We start from the raw sequence: 17,052 nt of genomic DNA, 5'->3' as shown, positions 1-17,052 counted from the left end.
GCCTCCCGGCCGACCAGCAGGGGCACGGTCTGACCACAGAACTCGAACGGCTCCGGCATCGGAAGTGCTCACCTGCTGGCGGCTACAACATCAAGTCTCTACGACCCGATACGGCCCATTAGGCATCAGCCGGTGGCTTCCCAGTAGAAGGGGCGTACCTCGATCGGGAGGGTGGTCGCCCGGGCGCTCTTGCGGCCCCAGTCCAGCGCGGCGTCCAGATCGGGCGCCTCGATGATGGACAGGCCGCCGAGATACTCCTTGCCCTCGAGGTACGGGCCATCGGTGGTGAGTACCTCACCGTCCTGGAGACGGACGACGGTGGCGGTGCTCGGGGCGTGCAGACCACCGGAGAAGACCCACGCTCCGGCGGCCTTCAGCTCCTCGTGCAGAGCGTCCACGTTCCGCATGATCGCCTGCAGGACCTCGGGGGCGGGCGGCTCCCCTTCGGGCTGCATCACGCTGAGCAGGTACTGCGGCATGGTGTCCTCCTAGGTCGTTCCGCCGGCCTCGTGCCGGCTTCTCACTCCCTATACGAACGGCCCGGGCCCGGATCGACACCGCGGCGAGAACACCTGCGGATTTCTGCGACTACCGGTGCTGGGGAGTGTTCGACAGCCGGTCCAGCCATTCGGTCAGCAGGACCGTCTCGGCGACGCTGAGTGCCTGGTCGGGCGACTGGCGCAACAGCGCGTTCAACCGGCTCGCGGTCGACTGCAGCCGCGCGTCGTCCTGGCCGTCGGCGGAGCCGTCCGGGGCGGCCCGGGCGCCGAACACGTCCGGGGTGAAGACGGAGGCGTGCACGGCGTCACGGACGCGATGCGATGTGCTCGGATCGGTGAAGGTCGCGGGCCGGGCGACGAGCATCAGGGCCACGCCGACGTTGGCCGACATCACTATCTGGGCGGCCAGCTCGGGGGCGAGCCGCAGTTTGCCCAGTGCCGCCGCCCGCTCCAGGTCCCGGGTGAGGATCTGATGGGACTCCAGCGCCGCAGCCGGAGTGGTGCGCATCGCGGGGGAGTTCATCAGCCGGTACAGGTTCGGGTTCTGCAGGGCGAACTCCACATGGGTGTCCCAGCCGTTGCGCAGATCCTCGATGGGGTCGGCACCGGCGCGGTGCCGCCGCTTCGTCGCCAGGTACTTGTCGAAGCCGTGGTCGACGACGGCCGACAGCAGCCCTTCCTTGTCCCCGAAGTACCGGTAGAGCGCCGGGGCGCCCACCTGCGCGGCCTCGCACACCGCCCGCGTGGACACGTCCCCGTCCGGAGACTCCGCGACCAGGTCGGCCGCCACTTCCAGGATGCGCGCTCGGGTACTCACAAAGGGAACGCTATCAAGCATGGCGTAGCGGTGCTACGTGCGGTGGCGGCCTTTCCGCGCCGCGGCAGGCCGGTCGTCATCCGGTGATCCGCATCAGGGAGATCCGGTCGCCGGCCACCGTGAACGCGAAGTCGGAGGGACCGTTGAAGCCGTTCCCGCCCACCGTCGCGCTGACGGTCTCGGTGTCGCCCGACCGCCGCACCGCTGTGACGTCCAGGCTGACGTCCACCCCGATGAACTCCTTGTCGCTCCACCCCCGGATGGCCTCGCGTCCGGCGAAGACGCGGCCCCAGTCGTCGACCGCGCCGTCCGCGGTGAAGCTGTCGAGGAAATCGTCGGTGACACCGGCGTTGGCGGCGTCCACCGCGCGCTGGACGGCGGGGTGCAGTTCGGTCGTGGTCATGGTGTTCTCCTTGTCCGATACGGGCCGGTCGGGGCGGAGCGGGGACGGTCTCATGGTCTCCGCGCTCGCGCCGGGGTGCTACTCGGCGGTGTGCGGGTCGGTGTGCGGGTGGAGGAGGTCGCCGAGGCCGATCCGGGCGAGGAATTCGGCGCGGATGCGGTCGGCGACATCGCTGACCTCTTCGGCGCCGTCGCCCGCGGGGTCTATGTGGACGCGGAACGGCCGCGTGCCGTGCGGCGCGTTGACGACGTCGACGATGGCGTCCGCGACCTGGGAGACGTCGGCATCGGCCGGGGCCAGGTCGGCGAGTCGCCGGGAGACCTGGTCCATGAGGCCGGCGTAGTGCTCCTCGTAGGCGTCGACGATGTCCTGCTGGGCCGGGTGCCCGCCCGTGGCGAAGTGGTTGGTGCCCGAGGTGAAGGAGCCGGGGACGACGATGGAGGTCTCGATGTCGAAGCGGGCCAGTTCGGCGGCGTAGCTGACGGCGAGCGAGTCCATGGCGGCCTTGGCGGCGAAGTACGGGGCGAGGTACGGCGGGGTGCCGCCGCGGGTGCTGGTGGAGCCGATCCACAGGACGAGGCCGTGCCGCTGCGCCCGCAGATGGGGGAGGGCGGCGCGGTTGACCCGCTGGGTGCCGAGCACGTTGGTGTCGTAGACGGCGGTGAGCTCTTCGGGGGTGAACGCCTCGGTGGGGCCGGTGACCATATGGCTGGCGTTGTGGATGACGACGTCCAGAGTGCCCGCCTCGGCCAGGATCGTGGCGACGGCCGCGTCGGCGGACTCCTGGGAGAGGACGTCGAGTTCGACGGTGCGCAGGTCCACGTGGTGCTCGGCTGCGTACTGCCGGGCCTCGGCGACCCGGCCGGCGTTGCGGCCCGTGGTGTTGCGCATGGCGGCGTAGACGGTGTGGCCCGAGCGGGCCAGCGCCCGTGCGGCCAGGGCTCCGAAACCGGAACCGGCTCCTGTGATGACGATGGTGCTGCCCATGGCAGAACTCCTCGGTGGGTCGGTCGAGCGCGAACAGCGGATGAGAAACGCGGAAGGGGCGGAGGAAGAACGCGGAAGGGAAGGCCGGGGCGCCGGTCAGACGATGCCGCCGTTGGCGCGGACGACCTGGCCGTTCACCCAGCGGGCGGGTCCGGCGAGGAAGGAGACGACCTCGGCGATGTCCTGCGGGGTGCCGAGGCGCTCCAGCGGCGCCTGGGCGGCCATCCGCGCGATGGTCTCCTCGTCCTTGCCGTCCAGGAACAGCGCGGTGGCGGTCGGTCCGGGGGCCACGGCGTTGACGGTGATGTCCCGGCCGCGCAGCTCCCGGGCGAGGATCAGGGTCATCGCCTCGACGGCGCCCTTGGTGGCGGCGTAGGCGGTGTAGCCGGGGATGGCCAGTCCCACCACGGAGCTGGAGAAGTTGATGATCGCCCCGCCGCCGCGCAGCCGGCGGGCGGCCTGCTGGTCGACGACGAAGGTGCCGCGGATGTTCGTGCGGTGCATACGGTCCAGGGCGTCCAGATCCGTGTCGACCAGCGGTGCCAGCGTCATGACACCCGCCGCGTGCACGACGACGTCGACTCCGCCGAAGGTCCTCTCGGCGGTGTCGAAGAGGGCCGAGACCGAGACCTCGTCGGCGACGTCGGCGCGGAAGGCGACCGCCCGCCCTCCGGTGGCGGTGATGGCCGACACCGTCGCGTCGGCCTCGGCCTGGTTCCCGGCGTAGTTGACGACGACTGCGAATCCGTCGGCGGCCAGTCGCTCGGCGCTCTGCCGGCCGATGCCGCGGGAGCCGCCGGTGACGATCGCGACCCGGTTCGAAGACTTGGAGGTGGTGGTCTGCGCGCTCATGGCGTTGCTCCCTGATTCGGCTGGGGCGGCGTCCTTCGCTACCCGACGACAGCAACGCTAACACCAAGGAGGTATCGACGCTACCCTCAAACGTAGCGCTGTTACGCCGCGCCCGGAGAACCCTGCGAACCCGGCCTTCAGCACCGGTCCGCGGAAGCCGTCGCGGAAGCCGTCACGAATCCGCCGTGAAAGCCGCCGTGAAAGGCGCCGTGAAGGCCGTCGGGAAAGCACCCCGCCGCCCACCTGCTGTGATTGCCGACGAAGGCCGGGTAGGCATCCCCGTATGCCCGAAGACGAAAGCACCCGCCGCTGCCTGGTCACCGGAGCCACCGGATACATCGGCGGCCGGCTCGTGCCCGAGCTGCTCGACGCCGGGTACGCCGTACGCTGCCTCGCCCGCACGCCGGAGAAGCTCCGTGACCACCCCTGGGCCGATCGGGTCGAGACGGTTCGGGGCGATGTGACCGACGCGGACTCGCTGCGCTCCGCGTTCGAGGGCGTGCACACCGCGTACTACCTGGTGCACGCGCTGGGCACCGGACGTGGCTTCGAGGAGACCGACCGCCGGGCCGCCCGGCTCTTCGCCGAGCAGGCCCGCGCCGCCGGAGTGCGGCGCATCGTCTATCTGGGCGGGCTGACGCCGAACGGGGTCCCGGAGTCGGAGCTCTCCGCGCATCTGCGGTCCCGCGCCGAGGTCGGGCACATCCTGCTCGGCTCGGGGGTGCCCACCGCCGTCCTGCGGGCCGCGGTGATCATCGGCTCCGGTTCGGCCTCCTTCGAGATGCTGCGCTATCTCACCGAACGACTGCCGCTGATGGTCACCCCGAGCTGGGTCAGGACCCGCATCCAGCCGATCGCCGTCCGCGACGTGCTGCACTGCCTCGTCGGCGCCGCCACCCTGCCGCCCGATGTCAGCCGGACCTTCGACATCGGCGGCCCGGACGTCGTCACCTACCGGGGCATGATGCAGCGGTACGCGGCCGTCGCCGGCCTGCCACGGCGGTTGATCCTCCCCGTACCGGTCCTGACGCCGGGCCTGTCCAGCCACTGGATCGGCCTCGTCACCCCCGTGCCGCGCTCCATCGCCCGCCCGCTCACCGAGTCACTGCGGCACGAAGTGGTCTGTACGGAGAACGACCTGGCGCGCTACGTGCCCGACCCGCCCACCGGGCGGACCGGCTTCGACGACTCGGTGCGCCTGGCCCTCAAACGGCTGCGGGACGCCGACGTCCCGACCCGCTGGTCGTCCGCCGCGGTGCCCGGAGCCCCCAGCGACCCGCTGCCCACGGACCCGGACTGGGCCGGCGGCAGTCTGTACACCGACCGGCGCGAACGCACGGTGGACGCCCCGCCGGACGCGCTGTGGCGGGTGATCGAGGGCATCGGCGGCGAGAACGGCTGGTACTCGTTCCCGCTAGCCTGGGCGGTACGGGGTTGGCTGGACCGGCTGGCCGGCGGCGTCGGGCTGCGCCGGGGCCGCCGCGACACCGCGCGACTGCGGGTCGGGGACTCGCTGGACTTCTGGCGGGTCGAGGCGATCGAACCGGGCCGTCTGTTGCGGCTGCGCGCCGAGATGCGGCTGCCCGGCCTGGCCTGGCTGGAACTGTCGGTCGACCAGGACGACGCGGGCGCCACGCTCCTCCGCCAGCGTGCGCTGTTCCATCCGCACGGTCTGGCCGGTCAGCTCTACTGGTGGAGCGTGGCGCCGTTCCACGCGGTGGTCTTCGGCGGCATGGCCCGCAACATCTCCGAGGCGGCGGCGCGGGGGCGGGGGAGCAAGTGACGCCGCCCGCGCCGCAGCCCCAACCCGCCCGCGCCGCCGCCCCAACCCGCCCGCGCCGCCGCCCAAACCCGCCCGCGCCGCCGCCCCGGACCCGCCCGGCTGCCTACTGCGGAATCTTGCTGAAGTCCCAGGAGGCCATCCGTTCCGGGGTGAGCCGGAGCCAGGCGTGGCGGCCGTCGTGCGGCATGGTGTCGAGCCCGAAGTTCTTGGCCGAGAACAGCCGCTCGGGGGCGTCCAGCTCGGGGACGGGCTCGCCGGTACGGGGCGCCTCGCCGATGAACTCGACGGTTCCGGAGAGCTCGATACCGCGCAGTTCCCCGTACTCCACGCCGTCGTCGATCACGACCGAGACGCGCGGATCGCGCAGCAGGTCGGTCCAGCGCTGGCTGCGGACGATGGAGTAGAGCCACAGCGATTCGCCGTCCCAGGCGAACCACAGGGCGCCGACGTGCGGACGGCCGTCCTTGGAGACGGTCGCCACGCGACAGGTGCGCTGCTCCGCGAGGAAGGCGTCGACCTCGTGCGGGGTCATCATGATTCTGCGGCCCCGCCGCTGAATGACGGCCATGAGTCGAGCACCTCCATTTATCTGACTGTGTGTCAGAAATAATGGAGGACGGCGGCGCGGCCGTCCAGTGCTGGTGGCCGGCGGGCTCCCTCGCGCGCCGCATCCCTTCCTGGCTGACGGTTCGTCAGCTACGGTCGCTCCGTCGTCATCCGTTGCGGGTCCCTTGTGGCCCGTTGCGGTCCGTTGAGGTCCGTCGTACGAGGGGGCAGTCATGGCGCCGAGCGACCGGCTGGTGGAGCTGCTGGACCCGGCGGTCACCGCCGTACTGACCGTGGAGTGCCAGCGCGGCGTCGTCGGGCCGGACAGCGCGCTGCCGGAGCTCGCCGCCGAGGCGCGGGACTCCGGGGCACTGGGCAACGTGGCACGGCTGGTCGGCGGCGCCCACGAGGTGGGCGCCGCCGTCCTGCACGCCATCGCCGAACGCCGCCCGGACGGGCTCGGCGCCAACCACAACGCGCGGCTGTTCCGTGCCGCCGGGCGGCTGCCCGTGCAGCAGCTGACGGGCACGCCCGCCGTGCGGCTCGCCGAAGGGATCCCGCTCGCCGAGGGCGACCTGGTCGTGCGGCGGCTGCACGGGCTGTCACCGATCGCCGGGACCGATGTGGACGCGCTGCTGCGCAACCTGGGCTGCCGCACGCTGATCGTCACCGGGGTCTCCGCGAACATCGCGATCCCCAATGCCGTCTTCGACGCCGTCAACCTGGGGTACCAGGTGGTGGTGCCCGCCGACGGCATCGCGGGGGTGCCCCGCGAGTACACCGAGGCCGTCGTCCGGCACACCCTCGCGCTCGTCTCCACGGTCAGCACGACGGACGACATCCTGGCCTGCTGGAAGCGCCAGGGGCAGCGCGCCGGAAAGCCGTAGCCGCCAACGGCCCCGGCTACTCCGACGCGGCCCCGATGGCGCTCGTCAGCCCAGCTGCGACGAGTCAGCCCAGCTGCGACGAGTCAGCCCAGCTGCAACGAGCCACCCGCGACGGTGACCTTGGCGGCGGCCAGCGGCTTGGTCGCCGGACCGTTGGCGACGCTGCCGTCCGCGATGTTGAACTTGCTGCCGTGGCAGGGGCAGTTGATGGTGCCGTCCGCGACGTCGCTGACCGCACAGCCCTGGTGCGTGCAGACCGCGGAGAACGCCTTGAAGTTTCCGGCGGTCGGCTGGGTGACGACGACCTTCTGGTCCGCGAAGATCTTTCCGCCGCCCACCGGGATGTCCGCGGTCTTGGCCAGCGCGTCGCCGCCGTCCCCGCCCGGGGTGGTGGCGGCCGGTGCCGAGGAGTCGGCCGGGGCCGAAGGCTGGGCCGGGGTGGTGGCCGGGGTGTCACTGGCCTTCGTATCCGATCCGCCGCACGCGGTCAGAGCGGCCATGAGACCCACGCCGCCCGCTGCGGCGACCATCGTGCGGCGGGTCGGAGCCGCGGGAATACCGGAGGTGTCGGTCATGTGGCACTTCCTGTCGGTAGAGGAGCCGGGTGGCGCGGGAGCGGTCGCCCGGTGGGCGTGATGCCGTGCCCGCCCGGTCATACGCAGAGATCCTCCGGCGCGTTCAAAGCCGCCCGAAGAATTCCGGCGGATGGCCCAGCGCCTGCTCGATCACCGGCCCCGCCACCGCTCCCCGCCACTGGTCCCCACCCCCGTTCCCGTCCCCACCCCCTCCTCGCTCTCGCCCCCGCTCCGCGTCGCCGTTGCCCGGCGCCGCGCAAGTAGCCTGGTGCGATGCTCACAGAGGTAACAGGGATCCGTTACGTGACGCCCTTGCGCGAGGGCGGCTCGGTGCCGGGGGTGGTCGAGGCCGACGACCTCGGCACGTACGTCGTGAAGTTCACCGGCGCCGCGCAGGGCCGCAAGGCGCTGGTCGCCGAGATCGTGGCGGGCGAGCTGGCCCGCCGGCTGGGACTGCGCGTCCCCGAACTCGTCCGGTTCCAGTTCGACCCGGTGATCGGGCTCGGCGAGCCCGACGCCGAGATCCAGGATCTGCTCAAGTCCAGCGGTGGCCTCAATCTGGGGATGGACTTCCTGCCGGGCTCGCTCGGGTTCGATCCGCTGGTCTTCGAGATCGAGCCGGCCGAGGCCGGCCGCATCGTCTGGTTCGACGCCCTGATCGGCAATGTGGACCGGTCCTGGCGCAATCCCAATCTGCTGATCTGGCACAAGGACCTCTGGCTCATCGACCACGGCGCCTCACTGATCTGGCACCACAACTGGAAGACGGCCGAGCAGGCGTCGGCGAAGCCCTTCGACGCCGCCGACCACGCGCTGTCCCGGTTCTCGCCCGACCCGGCCGCCGCCGCGGCCGAGCTCGCGCCCAAGGTCACCGAGGAGCTGCTGCGCGAGGTCACCGCGCTGGTGCCCGACGAGTGGCTGGACGGGGAGCCCGGTTTCGACGGTCCCGACGAGGTGCGCAGGGCGTACGAGCGGGTGCTGCTCGCTCGCGCGGGTTCCGTGCACGAGCGGATCGTCCTCGTGGCGGGGCAGAAGCCGAAGCAGGACGCGCCGGACTGGCTGCGCACCTGGGTGGACGGGAAGGCCGCGAAGTGAGCGGGTACCGGGGCAGTGGCCGGGATGTGTTCGAGTACGCGCTGGTGCGCGTCGTCCCGCGGATCGAGCGCGGCGAGATGATCAACGCGGGGGTGCTGGTCTACTGCCGCGCGCGGTCGTTCGTCGGCGCGCGGATCCATCTGGACGAGGCGCGGCTGCGCTGTCTGGACGAGCGGGTGGACGTCGAAGGGGTGCGCGCCGCGCTGCGCGGGTACGAGGGTGTGTGCGAGGGCGGGGAACGGGCCGGGCAGGCGGCCGGCGACGACCCGGGACGGCGTTTCCGCTGGCTCACGGCGCCGCGCAGCACGGTGGTGCAGCCGGGTCCGATCCACACCGGGCTGACCGCGGACCCGGAGGCCGAGGTGGACCGGCTGCTCGGTCTCCTGGTGCGCTGAAACACACTCGCGAGGGGTTCCGTTGACAGCGGGTCACAGGGCTCCTACGGTTTCGACAACTAACCTACTAAGCGGTTGCTCATGTGCGGAGTCCGTGCGGGATTCCGCGCGGCGCCGTATCTGAGGGCAAGGAGACTGCATGTCCACGACCGAGCAGCGCGTCGCGATCGTGACCGGGGCCGCGCGCGGCATCGGCGCCGCCACCGCCAAGCGGCTGGCGGCCGAGGGCCGCGCCGTCGCCGTACTCGACCTCGACGAGGGTGCCTGCAAGGAGACCGTCGAGCAGATCACGGCGGACGGCGGCAGGGCGCTCGCGGTCGGCTGTGACGTATCGGACGAGGCGCAGGTCGAGGCGGCGGTGGCCCGGGTCGCGGAGGAGCTGGGCGCGCCGACCATCCTGGTGAACAACGCGGGTGTGCTCCGCGACAACCTGCTGTTCAAGATGAGCGCCACCGACTGGGACACCGTCATGAACGTGCACCTCCGGGGCGCCTTCCTGATGTCCCGCGCGGTGCAGAAGCACATGGTGGCGGCCAAGTTCGGCCGGATCGTCAACCTGTCGTCGAGCTCCGCGCTCGGCAACCGCGGCCAGGTCAACTACTCGGCCGCCAAGGCGGGTCTGCAGGGCTTCACCAAGACGCTGGCCTTCGAGCTCGGCAAGTTCGGCGTCACCGCCAACGCCGTGGCGCCCGGCTTCATCGTCACCGACATGACCGCCGCCACGGCCGCCCGGATCGGTATGGGCTTCGAGGAGTTCCAGGCCGCCGCCGCGACCCAGATCCCCGTCCAGCGGGTCGGCAACCCGGACGACATCGCCAACGCGATCGCCTTCTTCACCGGTGAGCAGGCCGGCTTCGTCTCCGGCCAGGTCCTGTACGTGGCCGGCGGCCCGCTCAACTGACGCGCATCGGAGATCTGAGCACCATGACACGTGAGATTCCCACCGACAGCGGCAAGGTCGCGCTCGTCACCGGCGCCAGCCGCGGCATCGGCTACGGCATCGCCGAGGCCCTGGTGGCCCGTGGCGACCGCGTCTGCATCACCGGCCGGAACGAGGACGCGCTCAAGGAGGCCGTCGAGAAGCTCGGCGCCGACCGGGTGATCGGCGTGGCCGGCAAGGCGCACGACGAGGCTCACCAGGCCGTCGCCGTCGAACGCACCATGGAGGCGTTCGGCCGCGTCGACTTCCTGGCGAACAACGCCGGCACCAACCCGGTCTTCGGCCCGATCGCCGAACTCGACCTGAACGTCGCGCGCAAGGTCTTCGAGACCAATGTGATCTCGGCGCTCGGCTTCGCGCAGCAGACCTGGAAGGCCTGGCAGAAGGAGAACGGCGGGGCGATCGTCAACATCGCCTCGGTCGCCGGTCTCGCCCCGTCGCCCTTCATCGGCGCCTACGGCATCAGCAAGGCCGCCATGGTCAACCTGACGATCCAGCTCGCCGCCGAAATGGCGCCGGGCGTGCGGGTGAACGCCATCGCCCCGGCGGTGGTCAAGACGAAGTTCGCCGCGGCGCTGTACGAGGGCCGCGAGGAGGAGGCCGCCGCGGGCTACCCGCTCAAGCGGCTGGGCGTCCCGGAGGACATCGGCGGCGCCGCCGCCTTCCTGCTCTCCGAGCAGGCCGGGTGGATCACCGGCCAGACCCTCGTCGTCGACGGCGGGTTGTTCCTGCACGCGGGCGTCGCCTGAGTCCGCTGTCCGGGCCGGGTCCGGGCTTCGGCCCGGGCCCGGCCCAGCTGTTTCCCCGTGTGCCGCCGGGCGTCGCGTACGCACCCGCGGAGCGCGTTGTCAGTGCCTCCCGGTACGTTCTGAGTACCAGCAACGGATCGTGTACCGGAGGTTCCTGACGTGCCCAGCATGCTGCCCGACTCCTGGCAGGACGTCCTCGGCGAGGAGTTGGACAAGCCGTACTTCCAGCAGCTCACCGAGTTCGTGGAGACCGAGCGGGCCACGCACAAGATCTTCCCGCCCCGGGACGAGGTCTTCGCGGCTCTGGAGGCCACGCCTTTCGACCGGGTGAAGGTGCTGATCCTCGGACAGGACCCGTACCACGGTGAGGGACAGGGGCACGGGCTGTGCTTCTCGGTGCGCCCTGGCGTCAGGACCCCGCCGTCGCTGCGCAACATCTTCAAGGAGATGAAGGAGGAGCTCGGCCACCCGGTGCCGGACAACGGCTACTTGATGCCGTGGGCCGAGCAGGGCGTCCTGCTGCTCAACGCGGTGCTGACGGTGCGGGAGGGCGAGGCGAACTCGCACAAGAGCAAGGGCTGGGAGAAGGTCACCGACGCTGTGATCAAGGCCGTCTCCGACCGCTCGGACCCGGCGGTGTTCGTGCTGTGGGGGAACTACGCCAAGAAGAAGCTCCCGCTGATCGACACGGAGCGGCACACGGTGATCCAGGGCGCGCACCCCTCACCGCTGTCCGCGAAGCTCTTCCTCGGCAGCCGCCCCTTCACGCAGATCGACGATGCCGTCAAGGCCCAGGGCCATGACCCGATCGACTGGCGGGTGCCCGACCTCGGTGTCCGCGCCTGACCGGGTTTTCCGGACCCTGCGGCTAGCGTCAGCAGGATCAGCGGGAACGGGACGCCCGCGGGGCGCAGGAGGCGGCAGTGACGGATCAGGAACAGAGCTGGGGTGTCGGCCAGGACACGGTCATGACGCGGATCGGCCAGGTCATGATGCTGCTGCACGGCGGCGACCGTGAAGAGGCCAGGACCCGGTTCGGCCGTCTGTGGGAGGAGATCGGCGAGGACGGCGATCCCCTCCACCGCTGCACGCTGGCGCACTTCATGGCCGACACCCAGGACGATCCCGAGGACGAACTGGAGTGGGACCTCAGAGCCCTGCGGGCTGCCGACGGTCTCTCCGACGAACGCACCGGCCGGCACCATGAGTCGCTCGCCGTGCGGGGCTTCTATCCGTCACTGCACCTGAACCTTGCCGCCGACTACCTGAAGGTCGGCGAGCGGGAGCTGGCGCGCAACCACCTCGTCCGGGCGAGGAGCGCCGCTGGCGCGCTCGGTGACGACGACTACGGCGACGGCCTGCGGGCCGCGATCGGACGGATGGAGCTGAGGCTGGACGGCTCCGGTCACCGTCCGTAGGACTCGTGGCAGATCCGCGCCGCGTCGCTGTCCTTGGCCCAGCCGCCGTAGGTCTCGCCCAGCGCGCAGACCCCCGCCCCGCCGGGCAGTGACGCCGCCGGGCGGGGGTGCGGAGCGGCCTTGGCGGCGGGCACCGGATCCCGTTCGGCGGGCGCCACCGGGGTACGCGCCCGGTGATGGCGCCGCACGTGCCGCGGCGGTGCTGGGGCCGCGGCGGAGGTCCGCGGACCGGGCTCCGGTTCCACCGGAACGGTCGCGAGCGACTGCTGGTCGGGCTGCCGGACGACCGTCCGGTCCTGGGGGAGCGGGAGGACGGGCAGCGCCGGCGCCGACGAGGGGCCGGGGGCGGGCTGCGAGGGCACCGTCGTACACCCGGTGACGGCCGAGGCCGCCGCAATGAGCACTACTGCTGCTAAATGACGCATTCGGACAACTCTGCCGGTCGGCGGCACCGTTGGGTATTCCCCGCAGGAGTGACGCGGAGTGACACCGCCGGAGGACGGCTCCGGCAGGCCCCGTATGCTGCCAGAACACATCAGACCTGTTGCCACGGCGACGTGGGCGGAGACGCGCGCGGCAGCGGCGGCGGGCGCGGTCGAAGCGGTAGCGGCAGAACGGGAGAGGCACATGGGATCCGGCAACGCCCCCCTGAAAATCGGGGTGATCGGCCTCGGTGACATCGCCCAGAAGGCATATCTGCCGGTGCTCGCCGCCCAGCCGGGGATCGAAGTGCATCTGCACACCCGTACCCCCGCCACCCTGGACCGGGTCGGTGACGCCCTGCGGCTGCCGCACCGGCACACCAGCCTGGAGGCGCTGATCGGGCAGGGGCTCGACGCCGCCTTCGTGCACGCGCCCACCGACCGGCACGTCGAGATCACCGAGGCACTGATCGAAGCCGGCGTCCCGGCCTACGTCGACAAGCCGTTCGCGCCCGACCTCGACGGGGCGCGGCACCTGGTGAACCTCGCCGAGCAGCGCCGCGTCAGCCTGATGGCAGGCTTCAACCGCCGCTACGCGCCGGGCTACACCCAGTGCGCGGACCACCCGCGCGATCTGATCCTGATGCAGAAGAACCGGGTCGGGCTCGCCGAGGAGCCCCGCTCCGTGGTGTTCGACGACTTCATCCATGTCGTCGACACGCTGCGCTATCTCGCGCCCGGGCCCATCGAGCACACCGATGTCCGCGCCAAGGTCCGCGACGGTCTGCTGCACCATGTCGTCCTGCAGCTGTCCGGTGACGGGTTCACCGCCATCGGCACGATGAACCGGATGAGCGGCTCCACCGAGGAGATCCTCGAGGTGAGCGGCGACGACACCAAGCGCCAGGTCGTCAACCTCGCCGACGTCATCGACCACAAGGGCCAGCCGACCCTGCGCCGCCGCGGCGACTGGGTTCCGGTCGCCCGCCAGCGCGGCATCGAGCAGATCATCCTGGTCTTCCTGGACGCGGTGCGCAGCGGCAAGCTGCTCGATGCCCAGGATGCGCTGCGCACCCATGAGCTGTGCGAGCGGATCGTCACCGCGATTCGCGAGCAGTCCGCCTGACCCGCAGCGAGACCTCGTACCCCGCGGCCAGCAGGACGACCAGCAGCGCGAGGTGCGGCACCCAGTCGCCGAACCGGACGTACGGGCTGCGGCCCTCCGACAGCGGCACCTGGTAGACCGCCGCCGTGCTCGCGCTGGTGCCCAGCCACGAGCCCACCTGGCGCCCCTGACCGTCGTAGACCGCGCTCACCCCGGTCAGGGTGGCGTGCACCATCGGACGCCAGGTCTCCGCGGCCCGCAGCGCGGCCAGCGAGGCGTGCTGGGGCGGCGCCCAACTGCCCTGGAACGACGAGGTGGACGACTGCGCCACCAGCAGCTGCGCCCCGTCGTCGGCCAGCTTCCGGCTCATGTCGGGGAAGGCGGACTCGAAGCACACCAGCGGCCCGAAGCGCAGGTTCCCCGCGGTCATGACCACCTGGCGGTCGCCGCGCCTGCGGTCCTCGCCGGCCGCCTTGCCGACCGACGTGGCCCAGCCCAGCACCGAGCGGAACGGGATGTACTCGCCGAACGGCACCAGACGCATTTTGTCGTAGCTCGGGCCGGTGATGCCGTCTGCTCCCACCAGCACCGACGTCTTGGAGATCCCGCGCCCGTCCGCCCGCTGGGCGTCCACGTTCACCAGGACGTCCGCGTCGGCCTCCCGGGCGAGCGCGGCGAGCCGGTCGGCGAGGTCCGGCCGGGACGACAGGTCGAAGCCGACGCTGCTCTCGCCCCACACCACCAGGTCCACCCGCTGCCCGGCCAGTGTGCGGGTCAGCTGCTCCTCGCGGTCGAACCGGGCCTCCGCCCCCTCGATCACGCCCGGCTGCACCACCGCGATCCGTACCGTCCCGGTCCGGTCGGGCACCGGCGCGCCCAGCCACACGGCGGTCGTGCCGACCGCCACCGCGGCCAGCGCGGCGCCGGCCGGGGCGCGGACGGAGGGCGCCGCGATGAGCGCCGCCACCGCCGTGTTCACCGTCACGACCAGCGCGCTGATCAGCCAGACCCCGCCGACCGACGCCAGCCGCAGCGCGGGGGCGACCTGCCACTGGCTGGCCCCCAGCAGCCCCCACGGTCCGCCCAGGTACTGCCAGGAGCGCACCAGCTCGACCATCAGCCATCCGCACGGCGCCAGCACCAGGGCGGCGGCCACCCGCCGCGGTCCGGGATGCCCGCCCAGCGTCCGCCGCAGCAGCCAGCCCCACGGCGCCCACAGGGTCCCCAGCAGCAGGGCCAGCACGACGATGAAGACGTTGAGGCTCGGGAACAGCCAGTGGTGCACGGCCAGCATGAAGCCGGCCCCGCCCAGCCAGCCGTCGAGCGCGGCGCGGCGGCCCGTCGGCGCGGAGCGCGCGAGCAGGATCCACGGCACCAGCGCCACGTAGGCCAGCCACCACAGCGACATCGCGGGGAAGGCCAGCGCCGGCAGCGCGCCCGCAGCGGCCGCGGCGAGGCCGCGCGTCCAGGGCGAGGTGAGGCGGGATACCTGCCGGTCGGCTGTCACCGTCATACCCGCTCCCTAGTGAGTGTTTCGCCTCAGTGTCGGGGGTGCGGACGCCTCGTGCACAGAGGGCGACATTCCGGGTGACCCGGCGTGTCCCCGAATCGTCCGGCCCGCACGATGCGGCTGCCCGGTGCGGCTCAGGGCATGCGGTTCCAGGACACGAGGACCGGACGGCCGTGCTCGGTGCCGATCCGGCTGACGGTCCCGGTGGCCAGCTGGAACAGGGCGCCGTCCGCCGGCGGGAGTCCCAGCCGGCGGGCGGTCAGCACCCGCAGGAAGTGGGCGTGGGCCACCAGGACGATGTCCCCGTCGTCCCCGAGGTCGCGGAACGCGGCGTCCACCCGGGCGAGCACCCGGTCGGCGCGCGCGCCGACCTCCGCCGGCAGCTCACCGGGGTGTCCCGGGATACCGGGGGGTACCCCGTCGGTCCACAGGTCCCAGTCCGGCCGCGTCCGGTGGATGGCGTTCGTGGTGATGCCCTCGTAGCCGCCGTAGTCCCACTCGTGCATATCGGGATCCACGGTGGTGTGCCCGAGGCCCGCCAGCTCGGCCGTGTGCACCGCGCGTCCGAACGGGCTGGTCAGGACGAGCGCGATGCGGAATTCCGCCAGCAGGGGTGCCAGACCGCGGGCCTGCTCCTCGCCCCGGGGAGTGAGCGGGAGGTCGGTGTAGCTGGTGTGCTGCCCCGACGCGCTCCACTCGGTCTCGCCGTGCCGGACCAGGATCAGTTCACCCATGGCGGGTCCCTCTTCTCTTTCGTGCTCAACCCCCGCGACGCTACGCCCAGTGGCCGCGCGCGACCGCGCACCCCCTCCGCGGCCGTGTCAGCTTCCGGCGGGGGCGAGCTCGGCCGCCGGTTCCGCGGCGTCGGCGCTCTCCGGCTGCCCGTACCAGGCGACGGCCACCGCGCCCGTCACGGCCAGGACGAAGCCGGCGATCGCCACCCAGCCGAAGCCGTCGCGGGAGGTGTCACCGAGCCAGAGGACCCCGAGGATGCCCGGGACCACGGTCTCGCCGACCACCAGGGCGGCCGTGGCGCCGTTGATCGAACCGATCTGCAGGGCCACCGTGTGCAGGTACATGCCGCCGATGCCGGCGACCAGGATCGCGTACAGGGCGGGGTCCGCCAGCAGCGTCGGGAGGTCGAACGGGTCCACGCCGTCCAGCACCCGCACGCCGACGCCCAGGGCGCCGAAGCCCAGCCCGGACAGCAGACCGGCCAGGATCGCGCCGCGTGCGCCGAGGCGTCGCACCAGCAGGCTGCCGGCCCCGATGATCGTCACGGCGGCGACGAGCAGCCACCAGTGGGTGGCGCGTGCGGTGTGACCGCTGCCCTCGGGACCCGCCGCCGTGGCCAGCAGCACCAGGGCGGAGCAGACGACGCCGATGGAGATCCACTCGGGCCTGCTCAGCCGGATGCCGAGCATCCTGATGCTCAGCACCGCGGTGATCACCAGGTTGGCGCTGATCACCGTCTGGGAGAGGAACAGCGGCAGCAGCCGGGCGGCCAGCGCCCCGAGCCCGAAGCCGATGAAGTCCAGCACCGTGCCGAGCATGAATTCCCAGGTCACGGCGGCTTTGGCGGTGGAGGAGAGGCTCGGGCCGCCGTGCTCGGTGGTGCCGGTGGTGGAGGCGGCGGCCGCTTCGCGTCGGGCCGACTTACGTGATCCCACGGCCTGTAGGACCGACCCCGTGCCGTAGCAGGCCGATGCCGCGACGGCTGTCAGAAGGCCGATGTACACCAAGAGCTCCGTTCCCGTACCACTGTGTCCTGCCGCGGAGATGGTCTCCTCCGGTCTACCGGACGCGCTGCCGGGGACGAAAGTTCCGTAAACCGGGCGCCGGGTGTCCGGAGGCCGTGCCGACACTCCGGCTCCGCGATCTTCTGCCGTCACTCGACCGGTCACATCGTATTGTCATCGGAATTGGCTGGTAGCGGCCGGTTGTACTGGCCCGTGAGGTTGGGGACGCGGCTGGCGGGTGGTTGGCCTTTGAGTGCGGTGTGTCCGCGGTGGTGATTGTAGGTGTGCAGCCAGGCGGGGTATGCGTCGCGTCGCTCGGCCTCGGTCCG

At 71.8% G+C, this 17,052-nt stretch carries 20 protein-coding genes; 9 read left to right on the top strand and 11 right to left on the bottom strand.

The window, feature by feature from the left end; genetic code table 11:
* Positions 1 to 125: 125 nt before the first annotated feature.
* From G3I60_RS42540 to G3I60_RS42520, 5 genes are all read right to left on the bottom strand, one after another.
* Positions 126 to 479 carry a YciI family protein gene (locus tag G3I60_RS42540; protein ID WP_164297916.1) on the bottom strand — a complete coding sequence of 118 codons (354 nt, stop codon included), beginning with the start codon at positions 477 to 479 and terminating at the stop codon, positions 126 to 128.
* Between the two features lie 109 nt (positions 480 to 588).
* On the bottom strand, positions 589 to 1,338 hold the full coding sequence (locus G3I60_RS42535; protein WP_203675254.1) for a TetR/AcrR family transcriptional regulator: 750 nt from the start codon (positions 1,336 to 1,338) through the stop codon (positions 589 to 591).
* Between the two features lie 55 nt (positions 1,339 to 1,393).
* Positions 1,394 to 1,720, bottom strand: a complete 327-nt coding sequence (locus G3I60_RS42530) for a nuclear transport factor 2 family protein (RefSeq protein ID WP_138357364.1) — start codon at positions 1,718 to 1,720, stop codon at positions 1,394 to 1,396.
* A 78-nt stretch (positions 1,721 to 1,798) separates the two neighbouring features.
* Positions 1,799 to 2,707, bottom strand: a complete 909-nt coding sequence (locus G3I60_RS42525; protein ID WP_164297920.1) for an SDR family oxidoreductase — start codon at positions 2,705 to 2,707, stop codon at positions 1,799 to 1,801.
* 96 nt (positions 2,708 to 2,803) lie between these two features.
* Positions 2,804 to 3,559: an SDR family oxidoreductase gene (locus G3I60_RS42520; RefSeq protein ID WP_138357362.1), complete on the bottom strand. Its 756-nt coding sequence runs from the start codon at positions 3,557 to 3,559 to the stop codon at positions 2,804 to 2,806.
* Between the two features lie 283 nt (positions 3,560 to 3,842).
* On the opposite strand from G3I60_RS42520, the gene G3I60_RS42515 reads away from it, so the two are divergent.
* Positions 3,843 to 5,342, top strand: a complete 1,500-nt coding sequence (locus G3I60_RS42515) for an SDR family oxidoreductase (RefSeq protein WP_164297921.1) — start codon at positions 3,843 to 3,845, stop codon at positions 5,340 to 5,342.
* Positions 5,343 to 5,445: 103 nt separating this feature from the next.
* On the opposite strand, the gene G3I60_RS42510 is transcribed toward G3I60_RS42515, so the two are convergent.
* Positions 5,446 to 5,910, bottom strand: a complete 465-nt coding sequence (locus G3I60_RS42510; protein WP_138359613.1) for a pyridoxamine 5'-phosphate oxidase family protein — start codon at positions 5,908 to 5,910, stop codon at positions 5,446 to 5,448.
* A 211-nt stretch (positions 5,911 to 6,121) separates the two neighbouring features.
* On the opposite strand from G3I60_RS42510, the gene G3I60_RS42505 reads away from it, so the two are divergent.
* Entirely contained in the window at positions 6,122 to 6,775 is a 654-nt protein-coding gene (locus G3I60_RS42505; protein ID WP_164299524.1) for an isochorismatase family cysteine hydrolase, read from the top strand.
* 83 nt (positions 6,776 to 6,858) lie between these two features.
* On the opposite strand, the gene G3I60_RS42500 is transcribed toward G3I60_RS42505, so the two are convergent.
* The gene (locus G3I60_RS42500; RefSeq protein ID WP_138359617.1) at positions 6,859 to 7,350 is read right to left on the bottom strand and encodes a Rieske (2Fe-2S) protein; all 492 of its coding nucleotides are present in this window, start codon (positions 7,348 to 7,350) and stop codon (positions 6,859 to 6,861) included.
* A 273-nt stretch (positions 7,351 to 7,623) separates the two neighbouring features.
* Between G3I60_RS42500 and G3I60_RS42495 the strand changes: the two genes are divergently transcribed.
* The 6 genes from G3I60_RS42495 to G3I60_RS42470 all read left to right on the top strand — a co-directional run bounded on the left by G3I60_RS42495 (position 7,624) and on the right by G3I60_RS42470 (position 11,947).
* Complete coding sequence (locus G3I60_RS42495; protein ID WP_164299522.1) at positions 7,624 to 8,445, top strand: HipA family kinase; 822 nt, start codon at positions 7,624 to 7,626, stop codon at positions 8,443 to 8,445.
* Complete coding sequence (locus G3I60_RS42490; RefSeq protein ID WP_138356867.1) at positions 8,442 to 8,840, top strand: DUF3037 domain-containing protein; 399 nt, start codon at positions 8,442 to 8,444, stop codon at positions 8,838 to 8,840. Before G3I60_RS42495 ends, G3I60_RS42490 begins: the two co-directional genes overlap by 4 nt.
* Before the next feature lie 139 nt (positions 8,841 to 8,979).
* Positions 8,980 to 9,741 (top strand): 3-oxoacyl-ACP reductase FabG, encoded by a 762-nt coding sequence (gene fabG, locus G3I60_RS42485; RefSeq protein WP_164299520.1) that lies wholly within the window; start codon positions 8,980 to 8,982, stop codon positions 9,739 to 9,741.
* 23 nt (positions 9,742 to 9,764) lie between these two features.
* Positions 9,765 to 10,529, top strand: a complete 765-nt coding sequence (locus G3I60_RS42480) for an SDR family oxidoreductase (protein ID WP_138356869.1) — start codon at positions 9,765 to 9,767, stop codon at positions 10,527 to 10,529.
* Between the two features lie 168 nt (positions 10,530 to 10,697).
* On the top strand, positions 10,698 to 11,375 hold the full coding sequence (ung, locus tag G3I60_RS42475) for a uracil-DNA glycosylase (protein ID WP_138356910.1): 678 nt from the start codon (positions 10,698 to 10,700) through the stop codon (positions 11,373 to 11,375).
* 77 nt (positions 11,376 to 11,452) lie between these two features.
* On the top strand, positions 11,453 to 11,947 hold the full coding sequence (locus G3I60_RS42470; protein ID WP_138356870.1) for a hypothetical protein: 495 nt from the start codon (positions 11,453 to 11,455) through the stop codon (positions 11,945 to 11,947).
* Here the strand turns inward: G3I60_RS42470 and G3I60_RS42465 are convergent.
* The gene (locus G3I60_RS42465) at positions 11,935 to 12,309 is read right to left on the bottom strand and encodes a hypothetical protein (RefSeq protein WP_164299518.1); all 375 of its coding nucleotides are present in this window, start codon (positions 12,307 to 12,309) and stop codon (positions 11,935 to 11,937) included. The genes G3I60_RS42470 and G3I60_RS42465 overlap by 13 nt on opposite strands.
* A 286-nt stretch (positions 12,310 to 12,595) precedes the next feature.
* On the opposite strand from G3I60_RS42465, the gene G3I60_RS42460 reads away from it, so the two are divergent.
* Positions 12,596 to 13,495: a Gfo/Idh/MocA family protein gene (locus G3I60_RS42460; protein ID WP_138356911.1), complete on the top strand. Its 900-nt coding sequence runs from the start codon at positions 12,596 to 12,598 to the stop codon at positions 13,493 to 13,495.
* On the opposite strand, the gene lnt is transcribed toward G3I60_RS42460, so the two are convergent.
* From lnt to G3I60_RS42445, 3 genes are all read right to left on the bottom strand, one after another.
* Positions 13,467 to 14,987, bottom strand: a complete 1,521-nt coding sequence (gene lnt / locus G3I60_RS42455) for an apolipoprotein N-acyltransferase (protein ID WP_164299516.1) — start codon at positions 14,985 to 14,987, stop codon at positions 13,467 to 13,469. The two genes, G3I60_RS42460 and lnt, sit on opposite strands and share 29 nt — an antisense overlap.
* 131 nt (positions 14,988 to 15,118) lie before the next feature.
* A complete protein-coding gene (locus G3I60_RS42450; RefSeq protein WP_164299514.1) occupies positions 15,119 to 15,718 on the bottom strand; it encodes a histidine phosphatase family protein in 600 nt (199 codons plus the stop codon).
* Positions 15,719 to 15,805: 87 nt separating this feature from the next.
* The gene (locus tag G3I60_RS42445; protein ID WP_138356874.1) at positions 15,806 to 16,723 is read right to left on the bottom strand and encodes a hypothetical protein; all 918 of its coding nucleotides are present in this window, start codon (positions 16,721 to 16,723) and stop codon (positions 15,806 to 15,808) included.
* Between the last annotated feature and the right edge of the window lie 329 nt (positions 16,724 to 17,052).

Source organism: Streptomyces sp. SID13666 (assembly GCF_010548325.1).
In the GTDB taxonomy this organism is placed as follows: Bacteria; Actinomycetota; Actinomycetes; order Streptomycetales; family Streptomycetaceae; genus Actinacidiphila; species Actinacidiphila fildesensis.
The sequence above is the reverse complement of the archived record's forward strand: the minus strand, read 5'-3'. Positions and strand labels throughout refer to the sequence as shown.